This is a genomic window from Streptomyces virginiae (assembly GCF_041432505.1).
Classification (GTDB): Bacteria; Actinomycetota; Actinomycetes; order Streptomycetales; family Streptomycetaceae; genus Streptomyces; species Streptomyces virginiae_A.
On sequence record NZ_CP107871.1, the window covers coordinates 3,461,297 to 3,480,034 of the forward strand.

The 18,738-nt window shown below is 71.7% G+C and carries 12 protein-coding genes; 6 read left to right on the forward strand and 6 right to left on the reverse strand.

Going from position 1 to position 18,738, the window contains the following annotated elements; genetic code table 11:
* The first annotated feature begins 65 nt into the window (after nucleotides 1-65).
* Genes OG624_RS16190 through OG624_RS16205 form a run of 4 tightly spaced genes read left to right on the forward strand, consistent with a single transcriptional unit; the run spans nucleotide 66 to nucleotide 11,697 of the window.
* Complete coding sequence (locus OG624_RS16190; protein ID WP_371587838.1) at nucleotides 66-4,739, forward strand: DEAD/DEAH box helicase; 4,674 nt, start codon at nucleotides 66-68, stop codon at nucleotides 4,737-4,739.
* The gene (locus OG624_RS16195) at nucleotides 4,736-6,640 is read left to right on the forward strand and encodes a UvrD-helicase domain-containing protein (RefSeq protein ID WP_371587839.1); all 1,905 of its coding nucleotides are present in this window, start codon (nucleotides 4,736-4,738) and stop codon (nucleotides 6,638-6,640) included. Before OG624_RS16190 ends, OG624_RS16195 begins: the two co-directional genes overlap by 4 nt.
* Complete coding sequence (locus OG624_RS16200) at nucleotides 6,637-9,840, forward strand: helicase-related protein (RefSeq protein WP_371639531.1); 3,204 nt, start codon at nucleotides 6,637-6,639, stop codon at nucleotides 9,838-9,840. The genes OG624_RS16195 and OG624_RS16200 overlap by 4 nt, the downstream gene beginning before the upstream one ends.
* Nucleotides 9,841-11,697 (forward strand): DUF1998 domain-containing protein, encoded by a 1,857-nt coding sequence (locus OG624_RS16205; protein WP_352164756.1) that lies wholly within the window; start codon nucleotides 9,841-9,843, stop codon nucleotides 11,695-11,697.
* Between the two features lie 78 nt (nucleotides 11,698-11,775).
* Here the strand turns inward: OG624_RS16205 and OG624_RS16210 are convergent, their stop codons facing one another.
* Nucleotides 11,776-12,072 (reverse strand): hypothetical protein, encoded by a 297-nt coding sequence (locus tag OG624_RS16210; RefSeq protein ID WP_326748155.1) that lies wholly within the window; start codon nucleotides 12,070-12,072, stop codon nucleotides 11,776-11,778.
* A gap of 38 nt (nucleotides 12,073-12,110) precedes the next feature.
* Entirely contained in the window at nucleotides 12,111-12,302 is a 192-nt protein-coding gene (locus tag OG624_RS16215) for a hypothetical protein (RefSeq protein WP_033224759.1), read from the reverse strand.
* Nucleotides 12,303-12,485: 183 nt separating this feature from the next.
* On the opposite strand from OG624_RS16215, the gene OG624_RS16220 reads away from it, so the two are divergent.
* Both OG624_RS16220 and OG624_RS16225 read left to right on the forward strand, forming a co-directional pair.
* The gene (locus OG624_RS16220) at nucleotides 12,486-13,022 is read left to right on the forward strand and encodes a GNAT family N-acetyltransferase (protein WP_244290954.1); all 537 of its coding nucleotides are present in this window, start codon (nucleotides 12,486-12,488) and stop codon (nucleotides 13,020-13,022) included.
* 34 nt (nucleotides 13,023-13,056) lie between these two features.
* The gene (locus OG624_RS16225) at nucleotides 13,057-14,079 is read left to right on the forward strand and encodes a hypothetical protein (protein ID WP_371639532.1); all 1,023 of its coding nucleotides are present in this window, start codon (nucleotides 13,057-13,059) and stop codon (nucleotides 14,077-14,079) included.
* Here the strand turns inward: OG624_RS16225 and OG624_RS16230 are convergent.
* The 4 genes from OG624_RS16230 to OG624_RS16245 all read right to left on the reverse strand — a co-directional run bounded on the left by OG624_RS16230 (nucleotide 14,049) and on the right by OG624_RS16245 (nucleotide 18,730).
* The gene (locus OG624_RS16230; protein WP_244290953.1) at nucleotides 14,049-15,356 is read right to left on the reverse strand and encodes a DUF445 domain-containing protein; all 1,308 of its coding nucleotides are present in this window, start codon (nucleotides 15,354-15,356) and stop codon (nucleotides 14,049-14,051) included. The genes OG624_RS16225 and OG624_RS16230 overlap by 31 nt on opposite strands.
* Nucleotides 15,357-16,163: 807 nt before the next feature.
* Nucleotides 16,164-16,814, reverse strand: coding sequence for a DUF1707 SHOCT-like domain-containing protein (locus tag OG624_RS16235; RefSeq protein ID WP_078909728.1), 651 nt, complete (start codon nucleotides 16,812-16,814; stop codon nucleotides 16,164-16,166).
* Between the two features lie 106 nt (nucleotides 16,815-16,920).
* Complete coding sequence (locus OG624_RS16240; protein WP_033226644.1) at nucleotides 16,921-17,889, reverse strand: ABC transporter ATP-binding protein; 969 nt, start codon at nucleotides 17,887-17,889, stop codon at nucleotides 16,921-16,923.
* Between the two features lie 4 nt (nucleotides 17,890-17,893).
* Nucleotides 17,894-18,730: an ABC transporter permease gene (locus OG624_RS16245; protein WP_244291036.1), complete on the reverse strand. Its 837-nt coding sequence runs from the start codon at nucleotides 18,728-18,730 to the stop codon at nucleotides 17,894-17,896.
* Nucleotides 18,731-18,738: the final 8 nt, after the last annotated feature.

The window sequence follows — 18,738 nt, forward strand, 5'->3', positions numbered from 1 at the left end:
CTCTCGCGCCCACGTCTTGATTTCGTCGCGCCGACATTTGCGATAACCGGAGAGTGAGCTTCTTCGTGTCCTTTCAGCCATCCCCCGCGCAGTCAGGTCCCCTGTCCGACGTGCTGCGCGTCGTCCTCGACCAGTCGGACCGAAGCCTCAGCACGTATCGCAACGATCCCGGCCGCATCCTCGAGGACGCGAACGGCGAGCGGCGAATTCAGCAAGGGGGCTACGGCGATCGCCAGCTGTACGAACTCGTGCAGAACGGCGCGGACGAACTGAGGGATCGCGATACGCCGGGCCGCGTCGCCGTGGTCCTCACACAGAACCATCTGTACTGCGCCAACGAGGGAAACCCGCTCTCCGCCGACGGCGCCGAGACCATTCTGCGCATGAGCGTCTCGAAGAAGCGCGGAGGGCAGATCGGACGCTTCGGCGTGGGCGTCAAGTCCGTCCTGTCGATCACCGACACCCCGCAGTTCTTCAGTGTCACGGGCAGCTTCGGATTCGACCGCGAATGGTCGGCGCGGCTCATCCACGAGGTCCATCCGCAGGCGAAGGAAACCCCCGTACTGCGCATGGCCCGCCCGCTCGACCTCGCGCGCGAACTGCGCGAGGACCACGTACTGAACGACCTCTTCTCCCGCGGGGCCGTCACGGTCGTCCGACTCCCGCTGCTGCCCTCGGCCGCGGCGCGCCTGGGCCGGGACCTGCGTGCGTTCCCCCGGGAGTTCCCGCTCTTCTCCCCGCACGTCGGGACGATCGACCTGGAGGACCGGCGCGAGAACGCGCGCTTCCGCCGTTCCCTGAGCGGAACACGGGAAGGGACCGTCCACACGCTTCTCGTCTCGGACAACGACGGACCACCGGAACGGGAGACGTGGCGCGTCTTCACCGTGCCCTACTCCCCCACCGCGAAGACCCGCGAGGCGTCCGGGGAACTCCACGACCGGCCCGTCATCGACATCTCGTGGGCCGTGCCCGAGAGCCGACGTGAACTGGGCGCCTTCTGGGCCTACTTCCCCACCCACTACCCGATGACCCTGCGCGGCATACTCAACGCCGCCTGGAAGACCAACGAGGACCGCCAGCACCTGGTCGACGGCACCCCGCTCAACGACGAGCTGCTGGGGGCCGCCGCCGGTCTGGTGGCCGCGTCCCTGCCCGCCCTGACGGACCCCGCCGACCCCGCCCGCCACCTCGCCCACCTGCCCGGTCGCTACAAGGAGCGCCGCAACTGGGCCGACGGTCACGTGATCCAAGGGGTGTGGCGCGAGGCCGCCGCGAGACCCTCCCTCCCCGACCAGGACGGGGTACTGCGCAAGCCCTCCGCCCTCCGCGTCCACCCGGAGGAGCTGCGGCCCGAGTGGCTGGACCTGTGGGCCTCCCACCCGGCCCGGCCCGCCGCCTGGGTGCACCGGTCCGTCGAGACCGACCGGGACCGGCGCGGCAAGCTCGGCCACATCCTCGAAGCCGCGCACCACGAACGCGCGACCGTCCAGGAGTGGCTGGAGGCCCTGGTCATCGACGGCACGCCAGCGGCGTCCGCGTGCGCGCTGCGGATCCTCGCGGCGATGATCCGCGGCAACAGCCCGTACGTCCCGGAGGCCCGACAGGCCCGCATCCTCCTCACGGAGGCGCACGGCCTGGTGGCCCCGCGCCCCAACACGGTCTTCCGCCGGGTCCTCGACGACTCCCTCCCGAACGAGATGGTCTACGTCCACCCCGAGATCGCCACGGCGCGCGAGCTCTCCGCCGACCTCGACGCCATCGGGATCCACGAGGCCGACGCCCTGGGCCGCTTCGAAGCCGTCGTGGACCAGGGATTCGCGCGGTACGGCGAATCCTCCTGGGAGGAGTTCTGGAAGCTGTCCCGCCGGGCCGGGGCGGGCCAGTCGATCCGCATCCTGAACGAGAGGGTGCCGCATCCGACGGGCGTCCTGAAGGTGCGTACCCTCGCCGGTGCGTTCAGCAGCATCGAGTCGTGCCTGCTGCCCGGCCCCGTCGTCCCCGCCGACGGCTCGCGCGACGCGGCCCTCGCCGTCGACCCCCGCTTCCATCGGGACGACCTCCTCGTCCTGCGTGACCTCGGTGCCCGCTCGGGCCCGGACGTCGACCAGGACCCGACCGGCGAGCCCTGGTTCGAGTCCTACGCGGAGGCCATGCACAAGGCGTACTGCGCCACCCTCCCGGCCAGCTCGGCCCGTCCGAACAGGGCGACCATGCGGATGCAGGGCGCCTCGCCCGCCGGCCCGCTCGGATTCCTGACCCGGCTGAGCGAAGAGGGCCGGGCCGACTTCGTCGCCGCGATGCCCGACCGGGGCATGGTCCGCAACTGGACCCGGCAGGTCGGCAAGCAGAGCCGCACCCAGGAACCCGCGCCGTCCCCGCTGCGCTGGATGGTCACCCGGTACGGGTACGCCCGCACCGACCGGGAACTGCTCCCGCTGCGCGAATGCGTGGGACCGCAGCTGTCCCCCTACGCGGCCGTCCTCCCCGTGGCCCGCCTCTCCCCCGCCCAGGCCGACGCCCTGGAGATGCCCGGCACCCTCGACAAGGTGCCGCAGCGGGTGTGGAACACGGTCCACGCGCGGATCGCCGTCAGCGAGGACGACGCCTTCCTCGGCAACGCCTACACCCTGCTCACCCGCGCCGACGCCGGCTTCCCGGAAGGCGTCGAGACCCGCTGCCGCATCGGCACGGAATGGGGACATCGACCCGACACGGACATCGCCGTGACCTCCGTCCGCGAGGAGTACGACGGGCTCGTACGCGAAGCCGTCCCGGCGCTCCTCGTCGACACCCCGGAGGACGCCGAACTGCTGCGTGAGCGGTGGGACATGTGCAGCCCCGGCGACAAGATCACGAAGGAGCTGAGTCACGCCTCCGAGGCCGAACCCGAGCTGCTCCTGAACCGCTTCCCCTCCCTGCGCCTGCGCACCGACCTCGCGACCGCCGACGCCTGGTTCCAGTCCTGCACCCGACTCGAAGAGATCATCCGCACCGACCACAACTACCGCCCCGTCGCCCTCAAGAGCGCGCTCGACGGCCGGGTCGCGTTGATCAGCCACCCCGAGGACGAGCTGGAGATCCTCCACGAGTCGTCCAAGGTGTTCGGCTGGCGACTGTCGCGCGCCGAGTGCCGGCAGGTCATCGCGCTCCAGGAACAGCAGCGGGCCAACGAGAAGCTCCAACGCGTCGTCCACGCGGAGAGCGTCACCGACAAGCTCCTGCTGCTGATCGGCGAGGAAGCCCTGCGCACGGGCCTTCCGCCGGGCCTGTGGGAGGACGAGCTCCACGTGTCCGGGAAGGAGCCCGACGGCCGACGGATCGCGGAACTGGCCTACAACTCGGAGAAGGACGGCGTCCTGCGCCACTACGCCAAGGCCATCGCCTCCCGATGGGCCGAGGCCCCGAACAGCTACGGCGGCGACACCGCCGCGCGCCAGTTCGTCAACCGCCTGGGCTTCCCCGAGGCGTTCGCCGGCGCCCGCCCCATCAGCCCGCCCGCGATGGAGCAGGTGGCCGGGCCCGTGGACTTCCCCCGCCTGCACGACTACCAGGAGCAGCTCGCCCAGAACCTCTTCTACCTGCTGACGGACCCCGACCCCAAGCGCGCCATGCTGTGCATGCCCACGGGCTCCGGCAAGACGCGGGTCGCGGCCGAAGCGGTGATCCGGGCCATCAAGCACCGCCGGCCGACGGGTCCGATCCTGTGGATCGCGCAGAGCGAGGAACTGTGCGAGCAGGCCGTGCAGAGCTGGAAGTTCGTCTGGTCCAAGGTCGGCGCCGAACGCGAGGCGCTGTCCATCAGCCGACTGTGGGGGGCCAACTCCGCCACCGACATCCGCTCCACCGTCCACCTCGTGGTCGCCGTCGACGCGAAACTGGAACGGCACCTGGACACCGAGGCGTACGCCTGGCTGCGCGAGGCCTCGGCCGTCATCGTCGACGAGGCGCACACCTCCCTCTCCCGCCGCTACACCAGGCTCTTCGAACTCCTCGGGATCTCGCGCAACAACAGGACCGAGCGGCCTCTGGTCGGACTGACCGCGACCCCCTTCCGCAGCACGAACGAGGACGAGACCCAGCGCCTCGTCCAGCGCTACGGCAGGTCGCGACTGGACAAGGGCGTCCTCGACCAGGACCCGTACCCCCAGCTGCAGGACATGAAGGTGCTGGCCAGGGTCGAGCAGCGGGTCCTGCGCGGCGCGACGGTGACCATGAGCGCGTCGGAACTGAGCAAGGTGGACACCTTCGGCGCGCTGCCGGCCACGGTCGAGGACCGGCTCGCGTTCGACCACGAACGCAACCGGATGCTCGTCGACGAGATCGCCTCGCTGCCCGCCGATTGGCCCGTCCTGCTGTTCGCCACCTCCGTGGCCCACGCCAAGGTCATCGCCGCCAAGCTGAACGGCATGGGCGTGTCCGCCGACTCCATCGACTCGGCCACGCCCACCGCCACCCGCCGCAAGCGGGTGGACGACTTCCGGGAGAACAGGATCCGGGTCCTGGCCAACTACGGCGTCCTCACCCAGGGCTTCGACGCCCCCGCCACCCGCGTCGTGGTCGTCTCCCGACCCACCTACAGTCCCAACGTCTACCAGCAGATGATCGGTCGCGGGCTCCGCGGACCCGCGAACGGAGGCAAGGACACCTGCCTCATCCTCAACGTCGACGACAACATCGAGAACTACGGTCACAAGCTCGCCTTCACCGAGTTCGAGCACCTCTGGGAGCGCAAGTGACGAACACCCCGGGAGCGTCTCCCACGCTCACGGACGAACAGCGCGCCGTCGTGGAACTGCCCTGGGACGCCAAATGCCTGGTCGTCGCCGGGGCGGGGACCGGCAAGACCCACACCCTGGTGCGCCGCCTCGACGCCCTGGTCGAGCGGGACGACGTACTGCCCGGCGAGATACTCGTCCTCAGCTTCTCCAACGCCGCCGTACGCGAGCTGCGCCGACGCATCCAGCGGCACGCCGTCGCCGCCGACCGGGTCCGGGTACAGACCTTCGACAGCTGGGCCACCGCCTTCCTGTCCGAGATCGCCCCCACCGGCGAGTGGCACACCGTCCCCTTCGACGAACGCATCCGCAACGCCACGGAAGCGATCGGGGAGGGCAGACTCGACGCGTACCTCACCGAGGACCTGGCCCATGTCGTCGTCGACGAGGTGCAGGACCTCGTCGGTGATCGAAGCCGCATGATCGAGGCACTGCTCGACGAATACCGGGACGCCGGATTCACCGTCGTCGGCGATCCCGCCCAGTCCCTGTACGGCTTCCAGGTACCGGTGGCACGACGCGCCGAGGAGGTCAACAGCTTCTTCCCCTGGCTGCGCAACAGCTTCCCCACGGACCTGCGCGAGCTACGGCTCACCCGCAACTTCCGTGCCACGACGGACTCCGCCCGCACCGCCCTCCACCTGGGCCACCGCCTCCAGCAGGACGACCTGACCGCCGAGGGACACCGGTCGGTCCACACCCAGCTGCACGCCGCGCTGCTGTCGAACCTTCCCTTCGCCCCGCTCGACAGCGAACTCGCCGCCTCCGCACTCCGTTCCGATCAGGGCACGAACGCCATCCTGTGCACCACCAACGGCCAGGCCCTGGCCGTCTCCCGCTCCCTGTGGACGTCCGGCATACCCCACAGGGTGCAGCGCTCCGCCCAGGACCGCGTGCTGCCCGCCTGGTTGAGCCTGCTCTACCGGCGATGCGAGGGATCCGCCCTGGCCAGGGCGCGGTTCGACGCGATCGCCGACGAGCTGGAACTCCCCGACGGCGAGGCCCGCGACGTCCTGTGGCACGCCCTGGTCCGGCTGGACGGCCGTGGGCACCGGTCGGGGATCGATCTGAACCGGGTGAAAACCGCCCTCGCCGGCGGCCGGACACCGGACGAACTGACCACCCAGGACACGCGAAGACTCGTCGTCTCCACCGTGCACCGCGCCAAGGGGCTGGAGTTCGACCGGGTCGTCGTGATCGATCCCGGTCCCGCGGCGGCCTCGGACACCAAGGACAGCGATCCGGCCGCGGCGGCCCGCGCCCTCTACGTGGCCATGACCCGACCGCGCACCGACCTGTACCACCTGGACCTGCGCAGGGACCCCTTCCTCCGCAAGGACGGCGACGGCCGGCCCCCGACCGGCCGCTGGTACCGCGGCGGAACGGGCCCCAAGAGGGGGCAGCGGTACGGCATCGAAGTCATCGGCGGCGACGTGTCACGCGAGGCCCCGGCCGGCGCGGACGACATCGAGGACAACGTCGTCGACCTGCAGCACCACCTCGCGCAGGAGGTGCACCCCGGCGACCCCGTCGAGTTCGTACGCGCGCACGCCCTCCCGACCGGGCCGGACGCGAGCCCTCCCTACCTGCTGCGCCATGCCGGCCGCGTCATCGGGAGCGCCTCCGAGGCCTTCCGCAAGGACATGTACAAGATCCGCAGGACCCGCAAGGACGCGGCCGCACTCGCATGGCCACTCACCATCACGGACCTGTTCCTCGACTCGGTGGAAACCGTCGTGGGCAGCGACAACGTCGCTCTCGGCGCGGGCCTGGGCGAGCGGGGCGTATGGCTGGCCCCCCGGCCGATCGGGCTGGGGCGCTTCGAGTGGGAGCAGAAGGGCACGGAGGACGGCGAGGGATGATGAAGAGCGAGCACGACGAGCACTACGAGTTCCGGGACGAGTTGGTGCACCGGCTCGTCCTCGACCTGATGGGCCCCAAGGGCGGACCGGACGAGGTGCTGGAGGACCCGCCGGTCACCACCTATCCCGTCGGGGCCCTGTTCCCTCAGGGCGACACCGCCGAGGAGCCGGCCGAGCGGGCCGCCGACGACGACCCCGACCCCGCGGCCGACGTGGCCCGCCGGGAGCAGCGCGACGGGGACCGGGACGACTCCGGCGTCGCCCTCTCCAACGTACGTCGCCCCTCGGCCATGGGCATCACCTTCGCCGTCGACCGGGTGGCGGCCCCCGAGGTCACCGTCCGCGTCGAGGCCGCCCGCTACCTACCGGTCGACGCGTCGGGGCGGGCGACCGCCGCCAAAGCCGCGGAACGACGCTCCACCGAGGACACCGGCGAACGATGGATGCGCCAGGCCCTCCCCGCCCGGGACGTACCCGTCGACGTCACCGTGCCCGGCACCCGGACGGTGGAGATCCTTCCCCACCTCCTGTCCCTGCAGATCATCGTGCGCAACGAGGACGCCTCCGGGGCCGTCGCGGTGACCGTCACCCTCATCAACACCACGCCCGCCCCCAGGACCGGCCCCCAGGACGAGTCCTGCTTCTTCCAGCCCCGCCTGACCGTGACCGCGCCCGCGGGCTCCGGCGGTCTGGTGGAACGGCCCGTCCACGGCCGCTCGGCCGACCCCGAGCTGGATGTCAGCCGGCTCCTGCACCGGCACGCCCCCTCCTTCGCCACGGGCCACGGCTGCGCCGCGGACTGGCACTGGGTGGCGCCCCCGCCGAACCACCTGCGGGCGGACGCCGGGCCGTGCCGCATCGACGCCGTGCACACCGAGCTCGTGCCCACGTACGAGGTCATGCTCACCGACTCGAACCCCGACATCGACGCGACCTCGTTGGGCATGAAGTGGCTCTCGACCGCACCCCGGGACGAGATCGTGCCCGCCCTCCTGGCGCTCCTGTCCTCCTACGAGAACTGGATCGCGGAGCGGCGGACCGACGCCGAACGGCTCGGCTCCTCCGAATTCGCCGAACTGGCCCTGCTGCAGATCGACCACTGCGCCACCGCTCTGGGGCGCATGCGCTCCGGCGTCGAGCTGCTGCGCGTCGACGACGACTGCCTGGAAGCCTTCCGGCTGGCCAACCGCGCCATGGACGACCAGCGCACCCGCGCGATCACGATCAAGGAAGGTGAGCCGGGCCGCCCCAACACCTGGCGCCCCTTCCAGATCGGCTTCGTGCTGCTGTGCCTCGACGGCATCGCCGATCCCCAGCACGACGACCGGCAGATCGCCGACCTCCTGTGGTTCCCGACCGGCGGTGGCAAGACCGAGGCCTACCTCGGCCTCATCGCGTTCACCGTGTTCCTGCGGCGACTGCGCCGCCGCGAATCCGGCGGTGGGGTGACCGTACTGATGCGGTACACGCTCCGCCTGCTGACCCTCCAGCAGTTCGAACGGGCGACCATCCTGATCTGCGCGATGGAACGCATCCGCCTGGAGGCGAGGAACTCCGCACGCCCGCTGGGCACGGAGAAGATCTCCATCGGCATGTGGGTGGGCCAGTCGGCCACCCCGAACGACCTCAAGACCGCGCAGAAGAGCCTGCAGAAGCTCCGCAACGGCCAATCGGTCGCCAAGGAGAACCCCGTCCAGCTCCGCGCCTGCCCCTGGTGCGGGACCGCGCTGGACGCCCACGACTACACGGTCACCCTGGAACCCGCCGCGATGGTCGTCGCATGCCCCGCCGAGGACTGCGACTTCCACGAAGGCCTGCCGATCCACGTGGTGGACCAGACCGTCTACCAGGCACGCCCCACGCTGGTGATCGCGACGGTCGACAAGTTCGCCCTCATCCCGTGGGAGGAGCGGACCGCCGCCCTGTTCAACCTGAACCGGCCCGCCGACGACACCCCGCCGCCCGAACTGATCGTCCAGGACGAGCTGCACCTGATCTCGGGCCCGCTCGGGACCATGACCGGACTGTACGAAACGATGATCGACCTCGCCGCGGAGACACCCAAGGTGATCGCCTCCACCGCGACGATCCGACGGGCCAAGCAGCAGGGCCGCGCCCTGTTCCACCGTGAGGTCCACCAGTTCCCGCCCACCGCGCTCGACTCCCGCGACTCGTGGTTCTCCCGCGAGGCGCCGGCCGACCGCAAGGCCACCCGCCGCTACGTCGGACTCCTGACCCCGTCCACCAGCCAGGCCACCCTCCTCGTGCGCGCGTACGCCGCGCTGCTCCACCACGCCGCACTCATCGAGGGCCCCGGCGCGGTCCGGGACGCCTACTGGACGCTCGTCGGCTACTTCAACAGCCTGCGCCTGCTGGCCGCGGCCGAACTGCAGGTCAGGGACGACGTCCACGACCGGATCGCCCTGCTCGCCGCCCAGGCCGAGACGCGGACGCGTGAGATCAACGAGCCGTCCGAACTCACCAGCCGCATCGACGCGAGCGACATCCCCAAGTACCTCAAGGATCTGGAGCGCCGCCACCCGCACCCCGACGCGGTCGACGTCCTGCTCGCCACGAACATGATCTCGGTGGGCGTCGACATCGACCGGCTGGGCCTCATGGCGGTCATGGGGCAGCCGCAGACCACCGCCGAGTACATCCAGGCGACCAGCCGGGTCGGACGCAGCCACCCGGGACTCGTCGTCACCCTCCTGAACTCGGCCCGCTCACGCGACCGTTCGCACTACGAGAACTTCACCACCTACCACTCGGCCCTCTACCGCCAGGTCGAGTCGACGAGCGTCACCCCGTTCTCGCCCCGCGCCCGGGACCGGGCCCTGCACGCCGTCCTCGTCGGCCTCGCCCGCCTCACCATCGAGGCGGCCCGCCCCAAGAGCGGCGCCGCGAAGATCGACCGGTTCGAGGACCGGCTGAAGGACATCCGCACCGCCATCACCTGTCGGGCCCGGGACATCGCCCCCGAACACGCCGACGACGTGGACGCGGAACTCGAAGAGATCATCGACGACTGGCGACTGCTCGCCGAGACCTACCCGGACACCCTCGTGTACGAGGGCTGGTTCGGCAAACGCCCCGCCCTGCTGGTGCCGTTCGCGGAGGCCGAGGACGGCGAGTCCTTCCGCACGCTCACCAGCCTGCGCGACGTCGATGCCGAGTCCGACCTGTTCGAGGAGAAGTAGATGTCAGAGTCCCCCCGGCGGTCCCGGTCCGGCTCCCGCCTCCAGCGGCTGCGCGCCGAGAGCGGACCCCGCAAGCTCGGTTCGGCCCGGCGCGCCCAGATGATCACCACCTACGGCGTCGGATCGATGATCGCGATCGACAGCGAGTCCTTCATCGTGCGCGGACTCGACTCCTGGCACGTGCCGTCGGAGTTCGAACTCACCGAGCCCCGCCTCCAGTACCGGCTGAACGTCGACGGATTCCACCTGCCGCCCGCCACCACCGACGAGAACGCGCCGAGCGACGGCGTCCACGTCGCCCGCTTCCCCGAGTGGTACTCCTGCTCCACCTGCCACTCCCTCAACGAGCACCGTCGGCTGACCGCGGACCCGAAGAAGAACAAGTGCGGCAAGTGCGAGACCACGGAGCTGACCCCGTCCCGCTTCGTCATGGTCTGCGAGAACGGGCACCTCGACGACTTCCCGTACTGGCTCTGGGCCCACAAGTCCGAGGAACGCCCGGCGGGCGGCTCCCAGCCCCACCGCCTCGAAATCCGCACGGCGGGCCGCACCGCGTCCCTGCGTTCCATCCGGATCCACTGCTCGTGCGGGGTGGCCCCCAAGTCCCTCGAAGGAGCCCTCGGCCGCAAGGCGCTGGCCTCGCTCGGGATCCGCTGCTCCGGGCGACGGCCCTGGCTGAGGGACGACTCGGCCCCCGAGGAGTGCACCGAGGACCCGCGAGCCATACAGCGTGGTTCCTCCGCCGCCTGGTTCCCGATGGTCTCCTCCGCGCTGACCATCCCCCCGTGGTCCCAGGGCGCCAACAAGCTCGTCCGCCCCTTCATGTCGAAGTTCCGCGATCGGACCGACGCGGAGATCCTCCTCTACATCGGGATGACGCCTCAGCTGCAGAAGTCCGGCTACGACGCCGCCGCTCTCCTGGCCGCGGTACGCGTCGGCCAACGGGCCACCGAGGCACGCGAGGCCAAGGAGGAGGACGCCGCGGCGGTACTGATCGATCCGCTGCGCCGCGACGAGTACGAGCAGCTGCAACGCAGCACCGAGTACGACCACCGCGTCAGCCCCGACTTCGAGACGCAGGACCCGGGCGACCTCGGTGACATCCCCGACCGCACGGGCATCGACCAGGTGATGCTGGTCCCCCGCCTGCGCGAGGTCCGGGCCCTGACCTCCTTCACCCGGCTGACCGCCCCGACCTCGGCCGCCCCCGAGCGGCATTCCTCGCTGTCGCGCAATCCGCAGGGATGGCTGCCGGCCATCGAGGTCGTGGGCGAGGGCGTGTTCCTGCGGCTGGACCGCGAACGCGTGGCCCGCTGGGAGCAGCGGCACCCGGAGGTGACCCGTCGCGCCGACGTGGTGCGTGAGCACCATCTCGCGCTGCTCGCCGAACAGGCCGGCCCGGACGGCGACCCGGAACTCTCGCCGGTCACACCCCGCCTGCTGCTCGTCCACACCCTGGCGCACGTGCTGATCAACGAGTGGAGCCTCGACTGCGGCTATCCCGCCTCGGCACTGCGCGAACGCCTCTACGTCGACGACGAGATGACCGGCGTACTGCTCTACACCGCGACCAGCGACTCCGCCGGAAGCCTCGGTGGACTGGTCAGCCAGGGCAGGCCGGACGCGCTCGCGCGATCCCTCACCTCGGCCCTGACGCGGGCCGCGTGGTGCTCCGCCGACCCGCTGTGCATGGAATCCCCGGTCAGCGGGGCCGACAACGTCAACCTCGCCGCCTGCCACTGCTGCGTCCTGCTCCCCGAGACCAGCTGCGAGCAGTTCAACCGCTTCCTGGACCGCGCCCTGCTGATCGGTACCCCGCAGGATCCCGAGGTCGGCTTCTTCCACGGGACGCTCTGACGGGCCGGCCACCGTCCGGCCCGAGAGGGTCCTGTCGATCGCGGCCGATCGGCGGGACACCCCGGGCCCGGACGGAATCTAGCGGTCCGCCGCCGCGTAGGAGGCCGCTGCCACCGCGGCCGCCGCCGTGAAGACCGCGGGCCACGCCCCGATCCTCTTCGCCAGCGGGTGCGATCCCGCGAACGCGGCCACGTAGCCCGCGCCCAGGAGGGCCGTGGTCGTCGGGCTCGTACGGCGGTGCCATTCGCGGGCAGCGACCGTACCGGCGGCCGCGAGGATCACGCCGCCGAGCGGGCGTACGCCGGTCCAGCGGGCCGTGGCGTAGCCGCCGACCAGGCCGGCCGCCGCTATCGCCGAGGTGGGAATCTGCGCCATCGTGGAGTCCTCCAGCCGTTCGAACGTCTCCGACGAGGCTAACGCGCGCGCCGTGTGAAGCGGCGCGCGGTGCCCACGCCCAGGACCACCACGGCTCCGCCGAGAACACCGGGCGGGACCGTGTCCTGGACGGCGCGGGGCAGGACCGCGATGACGCCGAGGGTGAGGAAGAACGCCACCGCGCACGCGGCGAGGCCGATCAGGGCTTTGCGGAGGAGAGAGCTGGGCACACCGGTTCAACGCCGGGCCGGGGACGGCGATACGGGCGGCCCGGCCACGTACGGAAGTCGGATTTGTCGCACACCCTCCGGATCCGTGCAGGTGCCCTCCGTGGAACCTCCCCGGCGTAGATTCACTCTCCTACACGGGCGATCCGACCGAAGCCGCCCAAGCCGGCCCAAGGAGCTGCAAACGTGATCTGTTATGGACCGGCCGTGCTGGACCTCACGGACGAACTGGCCGACGCCTACAGCGAGGTGTTCTCCGCGCCACCGTGGAACGAGGATGAAGAAACCATTCGCCAGTTCTCCCTCCGCCTCCAGGCCGACAGCCGCCGCACCGGATTCCGCACCGCCTTCGCACAGTCCCCCGCCGGCATCGACGGCTTCGCCACCGCCTGGCTGACCCCCAAGACCTTCCCCCGCGACCGCGCCTACGGACAGGTCTCCGCACAGCTCGGCCGACAGCGCGTCCGCGAACTCCTCATCGGCGCCCTGGAGATCGACGAACTCGCCGTACGCCCGCACGCGCGCGGCAACGGCACCGGGCGCGCCCTGCTCGCCGAGATCACCGCCGACGCCCCCGACGAACGCGCCTGGCTGCTGACCGCCCGGGTGGCCACCGACACCGTCGCCACCTACCGGCGCCTCGGCTGGCACGAGGTCACCCCCCTGCCCGGCACACAGAACGGCGTCGTCGTCTTCCTCGCCCCGAACCACCCCTCGGCCTGAGCATCGGACCCACCCCACCGGGCATACCGGGGGCATGATCACCCCCATCACCCGTACCGCCCAACGCCAGCTGAACCTGGCCACCTACCACCAGCTCACGCAGGCCGGCATCCCGTCCGCCACCATCAGCGGCCGCAGCCGCCACGGAGGACCCTGGCAACGGCTCCTGCCACGGGTGTACCTGCTGCAGACCGGCCCGCCCGACACCCGCCAGCAGGCGCTGTCCGCCGTCCTGTACGCCGCCCACCCCGCGGCCGACCCCCTCTCCGGAACCACCGCCGCCCTCACCGGCGGCGCCGCGCTCGCCCTCCTCGGCATCCGCGACGCCCCACCCGAACCCCTCGACGTCCTCGTCCGCGCCCCCCGCTCACCGGCCACGGCAGGCCGGGTCCGGCCCTGCCCCACCACACGGTGGCCCGCCACCATCCACATCTCCGGAGTCCCCAGCACCCGCCCGATCCGAGCCGCCGCCGACTTCGCCGCCCGCACGGACGACGCCGATCTGGTGCGCTCCGTCCTGGCCAACGTCGTCCAGGGCGGCTGGTGCCACCCGCACGACCTGCACGCGGAACTGCGCGCGGGCCGCGTCCACGGCCGCCCCACAGTCCGCGCCGCGGCCGCCGAACTGGTCGCCGGGGTCCGCTCGATCGCCGAGGGCCGCGCCCGCGAGACCCTCGCCGCCACCGACCTCCCGGCCCCGCTCTGGAACGCCCGCCTCCACGGCCCCGACGGAACCTTCCTCGCCAGCCCGGACGCGTACTGGCCCGACGAAGGCGTGGCCCTGGAGATCGACTCCGCGGAATACCACTACACGCGCGACGCCTGGCAGGCCACCCTGCTACGGCGACTGCGCCTGGAATCCCGCGGCGTCCTGGTCGCCGGCACGACACCCGGCATCCTGCGCGACCGACCGGCCGAAGTGATCGCCGCCCTACGCGCACTCCTCACCCTGGGCGCGGCCCGCCCCGCACCCCCACGGGTCACCGCCCGCGGGCACGCCCAACTGGAACTGCCGCTCCCCAGGCGCTACGCCCCGAACGCGCGCGAGACCGTATAGATCAGCAGGCCCGCCAAGGCGCCGACCACCGTGCCGTTGATACGGATGAACTGCAGGTCACGGCCGATGTGGGCCTCGATCTTGCGGGAGGTGTGCTCGGCGTCCCAGCCCGCCACCGTGTCCGTGATCAGCGAGGTGATCTCCGTCCGATAGGTGGTGACGACGTAGACGACCGCGCCCTCGATCCACCCCTCCACCTTCGCCTGCAGACGGCCGTCCGTGGCCAGACGCGCACCGAGCGCGAGCAGCGAGGCCCGGACCCGCAGGCGCAGCTCGCTCTGCTCGTCCTCCGCCGCTGAGATGATCATCGACCGGATCGCCGACCACGCCGAGGCGATGACGTCCTGGACCTCGTCACGCGCCAGGATCTCGGACTTGAGCCGCTCCACCTTCGCCCGGGTCTCGCTGTCCGACTGGAGATCGGCCGCGAAGTCCGTCAGGAACCGGTCCACCGCCGCACGCGCCGGATGCTCGGGCATGTCCCGCATCTCCGTGACGAAGCGCAGCAACTCCTTGTAGACGCGCTCGCCCACCTTCCGGTCCACGAACCGCGGGGTCCAGCCCGGGGCGCCACCCTGGACCGCGTCCGTGATCGAGGCCCCGTGGGTGACGAGCCAGTCGTGGGCCTTGGCACAGATCAGATCGACGGCACGACGATGGCCACCGTCCTCGACGACCCGCTCCAAGGTCTTGCCGAGACCCGGCGCGATCTCGGCGGTCTCGGCACGCCGCGTGATGGCCTCGCCGACCACGGCCTGCACGTCGGAGTCGCGCAGCACGGTGAGCGCACCGCGCAGGGCGGCGGCCAGCTCGGCCGTGACCCGGTCGGCGTGCTCGGGCTCGGCGAGCCAGGAGCCGAGACGGCCGCCGATACCGAGGGCGTGGAGCCGGGCCCGGACCACGTCGGCGGAGAGGAAGTTCTCCCCGACGAACTCGCCGAGGGTGGCGCCGAGCTGGTCCTTCTTGGTCGGGATGATCGCGGTGTGCGGGATGGGCAGCCCGAGCGGGTGCCGGAAGAGGGCGGTCACGGCGAACCAGTCCGCGAGCGCGCCGACCATCCCGGCCTCGGCCGCGGCGGCGACGTACGCGGCCCAGCCGCCGGCCCCCCAGGCGTGCTGGGCGTACTTGGCGAGGACGTAGACCAGCGCGACCAGGAGCAACAGGCCGGTCGCGGTGGCCTTCATCCGACGGACCCCGCGCCGGCGCTCCTCGTCGGCGGCACTGAACACGAACCCGCCACGGGTGGCGGTCCCTCCGGTGGTGCTGCGGTTCTCCACGTGCTCCTGCCTTCCCCCGGGGGCGCCGGTTTTGTCTGCATAGCATCCGACTCCCGGGAGGCCCGAGGAGTTCCCGCCACGCCAGTCCGCTCCCGCGGCGGGTAGCAGTCCGGGTCGACCGAACCCGGCCCGCGGCGTTCCCTCCGGGCGGGGCGGGATCCGATCACGGTGCGGGTCGGTCCGCGGGGCCGGGCAGGGGTGTCTCCTCGGCTCGCGCCGTTCCCTCGCGCGGGGCGGGCGGGATCGGGCTGCCGTCCGGGTCGGTCCGCGTCGGTCTGCGGGCCGGGGTCCGGGCGCGGTGCGGGTCGGTCCGCGGGGCCGGGCAGGGGTGTCTCCTCGGCTCGCGCGGTTCCCTCGGGCGGGGGCGGCGAGGATCGGGTTGCCGTCCGGCCGGTCCGTGTCGGTCTGCGGGCCGGGGTTCGGGCGCGGTGCGGGGTGGTGCGCGGGGCCGGGCAGGGGTGTCTCCTCGGCTCGCGCGATGCGGGCATGTCTCGGCTGTGCGCGGTGGTTGCGCGCTCGTCCTGCGGGGACACCCCTGCCCGTCCCCGCTCCCCACGCGTCGGGCCGGCTTCGGGGCCACTGTCGAAGTTCTGCCGTGGGGCGGGGACACGGTGGAGTGTCCCCGCAGGACGAGCGCGCACCACCGGCTACGGCCGAGACATGCGGTACCGCGCGAGCCGAGGAGACACTCCGCCGGGGCACCGCCCCACACCACCCAGCCCCGCCGGCGTTTGAGGCGCGGGTCCGGGCAGCGCCCGGCGGGGCCCGGGGCAGCGCCCCGGCAACGGCGCCGCACACGCCGAGCGGCTACAGCTCTTTGCGGAGCGAGGGCCCACCCAGGGGCCGCTTGCGCTTCTTGACCTTGACCTCCACGCCGCCCCAGAAGGCGAAGCCCGTCACCACCACCCGCGGAGCGCCCGGCTCGGCCGGGCCTGGGTTGTCTCGCTGGTCGAAGGCGCCCATGAAGCCGAAGCCCCGGACGTCGACCTCCACCCCCGGCGGCACCGTGATCTGGATGCCGCCCATGACCGCGACGCAGTTGATCACCACCTCGCGCTGCGCGAAGTCCGCCTCGCGCAGGTCCAGCTCCCCGCCGCCCCAGAACGCCACCGCGTCGAACCGCGCCGGCACCGTCCACCGGCCCTTGCGTTGGAAGCCCGACATCACCGCGACGGCCGTCGCCGAGCTGCCCGCCCCGCCGATTCGCCCCGTCCAGGGCTCGGTGGTCGCCCCGGGCCGGGCGACCGGACCGCCCGCCGGAGCCGGCAGGTCCCGCGTCAGCGGTTCCAGTTCCGCGTACGTCCGCGACGTGTACGCCGCCTCCAGCCGCTCCTCGAATTCCTCCATGTCGAGCCGGCCCTCGGCGACGGCGTCCCGCAGACGCTCCACCACCCGGTCCCGGTCGGCGTCCGACGCCCTCAGCTCCGGCAACGGCTTCTCCGGCCGCTCGTCACTCATGTGGACCAGACTATGCAGCGTCGGCCGGGAGTTGTACGGCTCGACCCCTGAGATCGTCCCCGGATCGTCCCGGGCTTTCCCCTGATTCGGGCGGTGCGGGGAAGCGTCAGTCCCGGCCCGCGTACATCCGCGCGATCACGTCCTCGATGTCGGGCTCCCGCACCGACAGGTCCACCAGCGGGTAGTCCGCCGCCACCGCCGCCACCAGGGGCGCCGCCGAGGCTCCCGCCGGGAACGCCAGCCACTGCCGCGGCCCCTCCACCTTCACCACCCGCGCCCCCGCCACACTGATCGGCGCGAGTTCCCGCTCCAGGTCCACCACCAGCGTCCGCTCGCTCTCCCCCACCGCCCCGGCCGCGTGGAGCCCGCCCAACGGCCCGTCGTACATCAACCGCCCGTGGTCGATCACCATCACCCGCTCGCACAGCTGCTCGATGTCCTGGAGGTCGTGCGTCGTGAGCAGCACGGTCGTGCCGAGTTCCTCGTTCAGCTGCCGCAGGAAGCCCCGTACCTTCGCCTTGCTCACCACGTCGAGCCCGATCGTCGGCTCGTCCAGGTACAGCACCTCCGGGTCGTGCAGCAGCGCCGCCGCGATGTCCCCCCGCATCCGCTGCCCCAGCGACAACTGCCGTACCGGTACGTCCAGCAGCTCGGCCAGGTCGAGCCGTTCCACGCAGCGCTCCAGGTTCTCCTCGAACCGCGCCCGCGGTACCCGGTACAGCCGCCGCATCAGCCCGTACGAGTCCTTCAGCGGCAGGTCCCACCACAGCGTGGTGCGCTGCCCGAACACCACCCCGATCCGGTGCGCCAGCCGCATCCGTTCCCTGGCCGGGTCGATGCCCGCGACCCGTAGCCGGCCGCCGCTCGGGGTCAGGATGCCGGTCAGCATCTTGATCGTGGTGGACTTCCCCGCGCCGTTGGGCCCGATGTAGCCGACCATCTCGCCGCGGGCGACCTCGAAACTGATCCCGTCCACCGCTCTGACCTGGCGTTTCTCCCGACGCATCAGGCTCACCCGGCGCCGTACGTCAAAGACCTTCTCGACCCCGTCCAGCGAGATCAGCGCATCCGCCACAGCTCTAGCTCCCCGTGCTTCGGTACGAACGGACTCCCGCGCGCCACGCCAGCGACGCGGGCAGGAACACCACGAAGGCCACCAGCGGGCTCAGGTACGCGACCCACCCGGGCAGTCCCAGCGGATCGGGCCGCCCCAACACGTGCAGCGCGGGCAGCCAGTTGACGAAGGCCAGCGGGACGATGAAGGTCACCCCGCGCAGCAGGTCCTTCGCGAACACCGTCGGCGGGTACTGCAGCATCGTGCAGCCGCCGTAGGTGAAGGAGTTCTGCACCTCCGCCGCGTCCCCGGTGACGAACTGGAAGGCCGCCCCGGTCACCATCACCGCCGCGAAGATGGCCGCACCCGCGATCACCATCACGGGCACCAGCAGCACCTTCCCGGCCGTCCAGTCCACGTCCAGGGTCCAGACCGCCCAGCCCATCACCCCGAGGCCCTGTCCGATCCGGCCCAGTCGGCGCAGCGCGAACCGGTCCGCCGCGACCTGCGCGAGCACCGGGACCGGCCGCACCAGCATCGTGTCCAGCGAGCCGTCACGGATCCGGGCGCCGATCCGGTCGGTGTTCCCCAGCAGCATGTCCGCCAGGCCCAGGGAGGCCGAGCAGGACCCGTACAGCAGGGCGATCTCGGGCAGCGTGAAGCCGCCGAGCGCGTCCACGTGGGAGAACATGATGGAGATCGCGACGAAGTCCAGGAGCGTGATCACCGCGTGCCCGACGGTCGTCATGACGAAGGACGTCCGGTACGTCATCGTGGAGCGGATCCACATCGCCACGATCAGCCGGTAGCCGCGCAGCCCCTCCCGGACCGGGCCGCCGCGCCGGGACTCACCGGCCACCACGACGTCCC

Coding starts and splice junctions, on each gene's coding strand:
- OG624_RS16200 (WP_371639531.1), top strand. CDS start 6,637: ATGATGAAGAGCGAGCACGACGAGCACTACGAGTTCCGGGACGAGTTG.
- OG624_RS16205 (WP_352164756.1), top strand. CDS start 9,841: ATGTCAGAGTCCCCCCGGCGGTCCCGGTCCGGCTCCCGCCTCCAGCGG.
- OG624_RS16210 (WP_326748155.1), bottom strand. CDS start 12,072: ATGGCGCAGATTCCCACCTCGGCGATAGCGGCGGCCGGCCTGGTCGGC.
- OG624_RS16225 (WP_371639532.1), top strand. CDS start 13,057: ATGATCACCCCCATCACCCGTACCGCCCAACGCCAGCTGAACCTGGCC.
- OG624_RS16235 (WP_078909728.1), bottom strand. CDS start 16,814: ATGAGTGACGAGCGGCCGGAGAAGCCGTTGCCGGAGCTGAGGGCGTCG.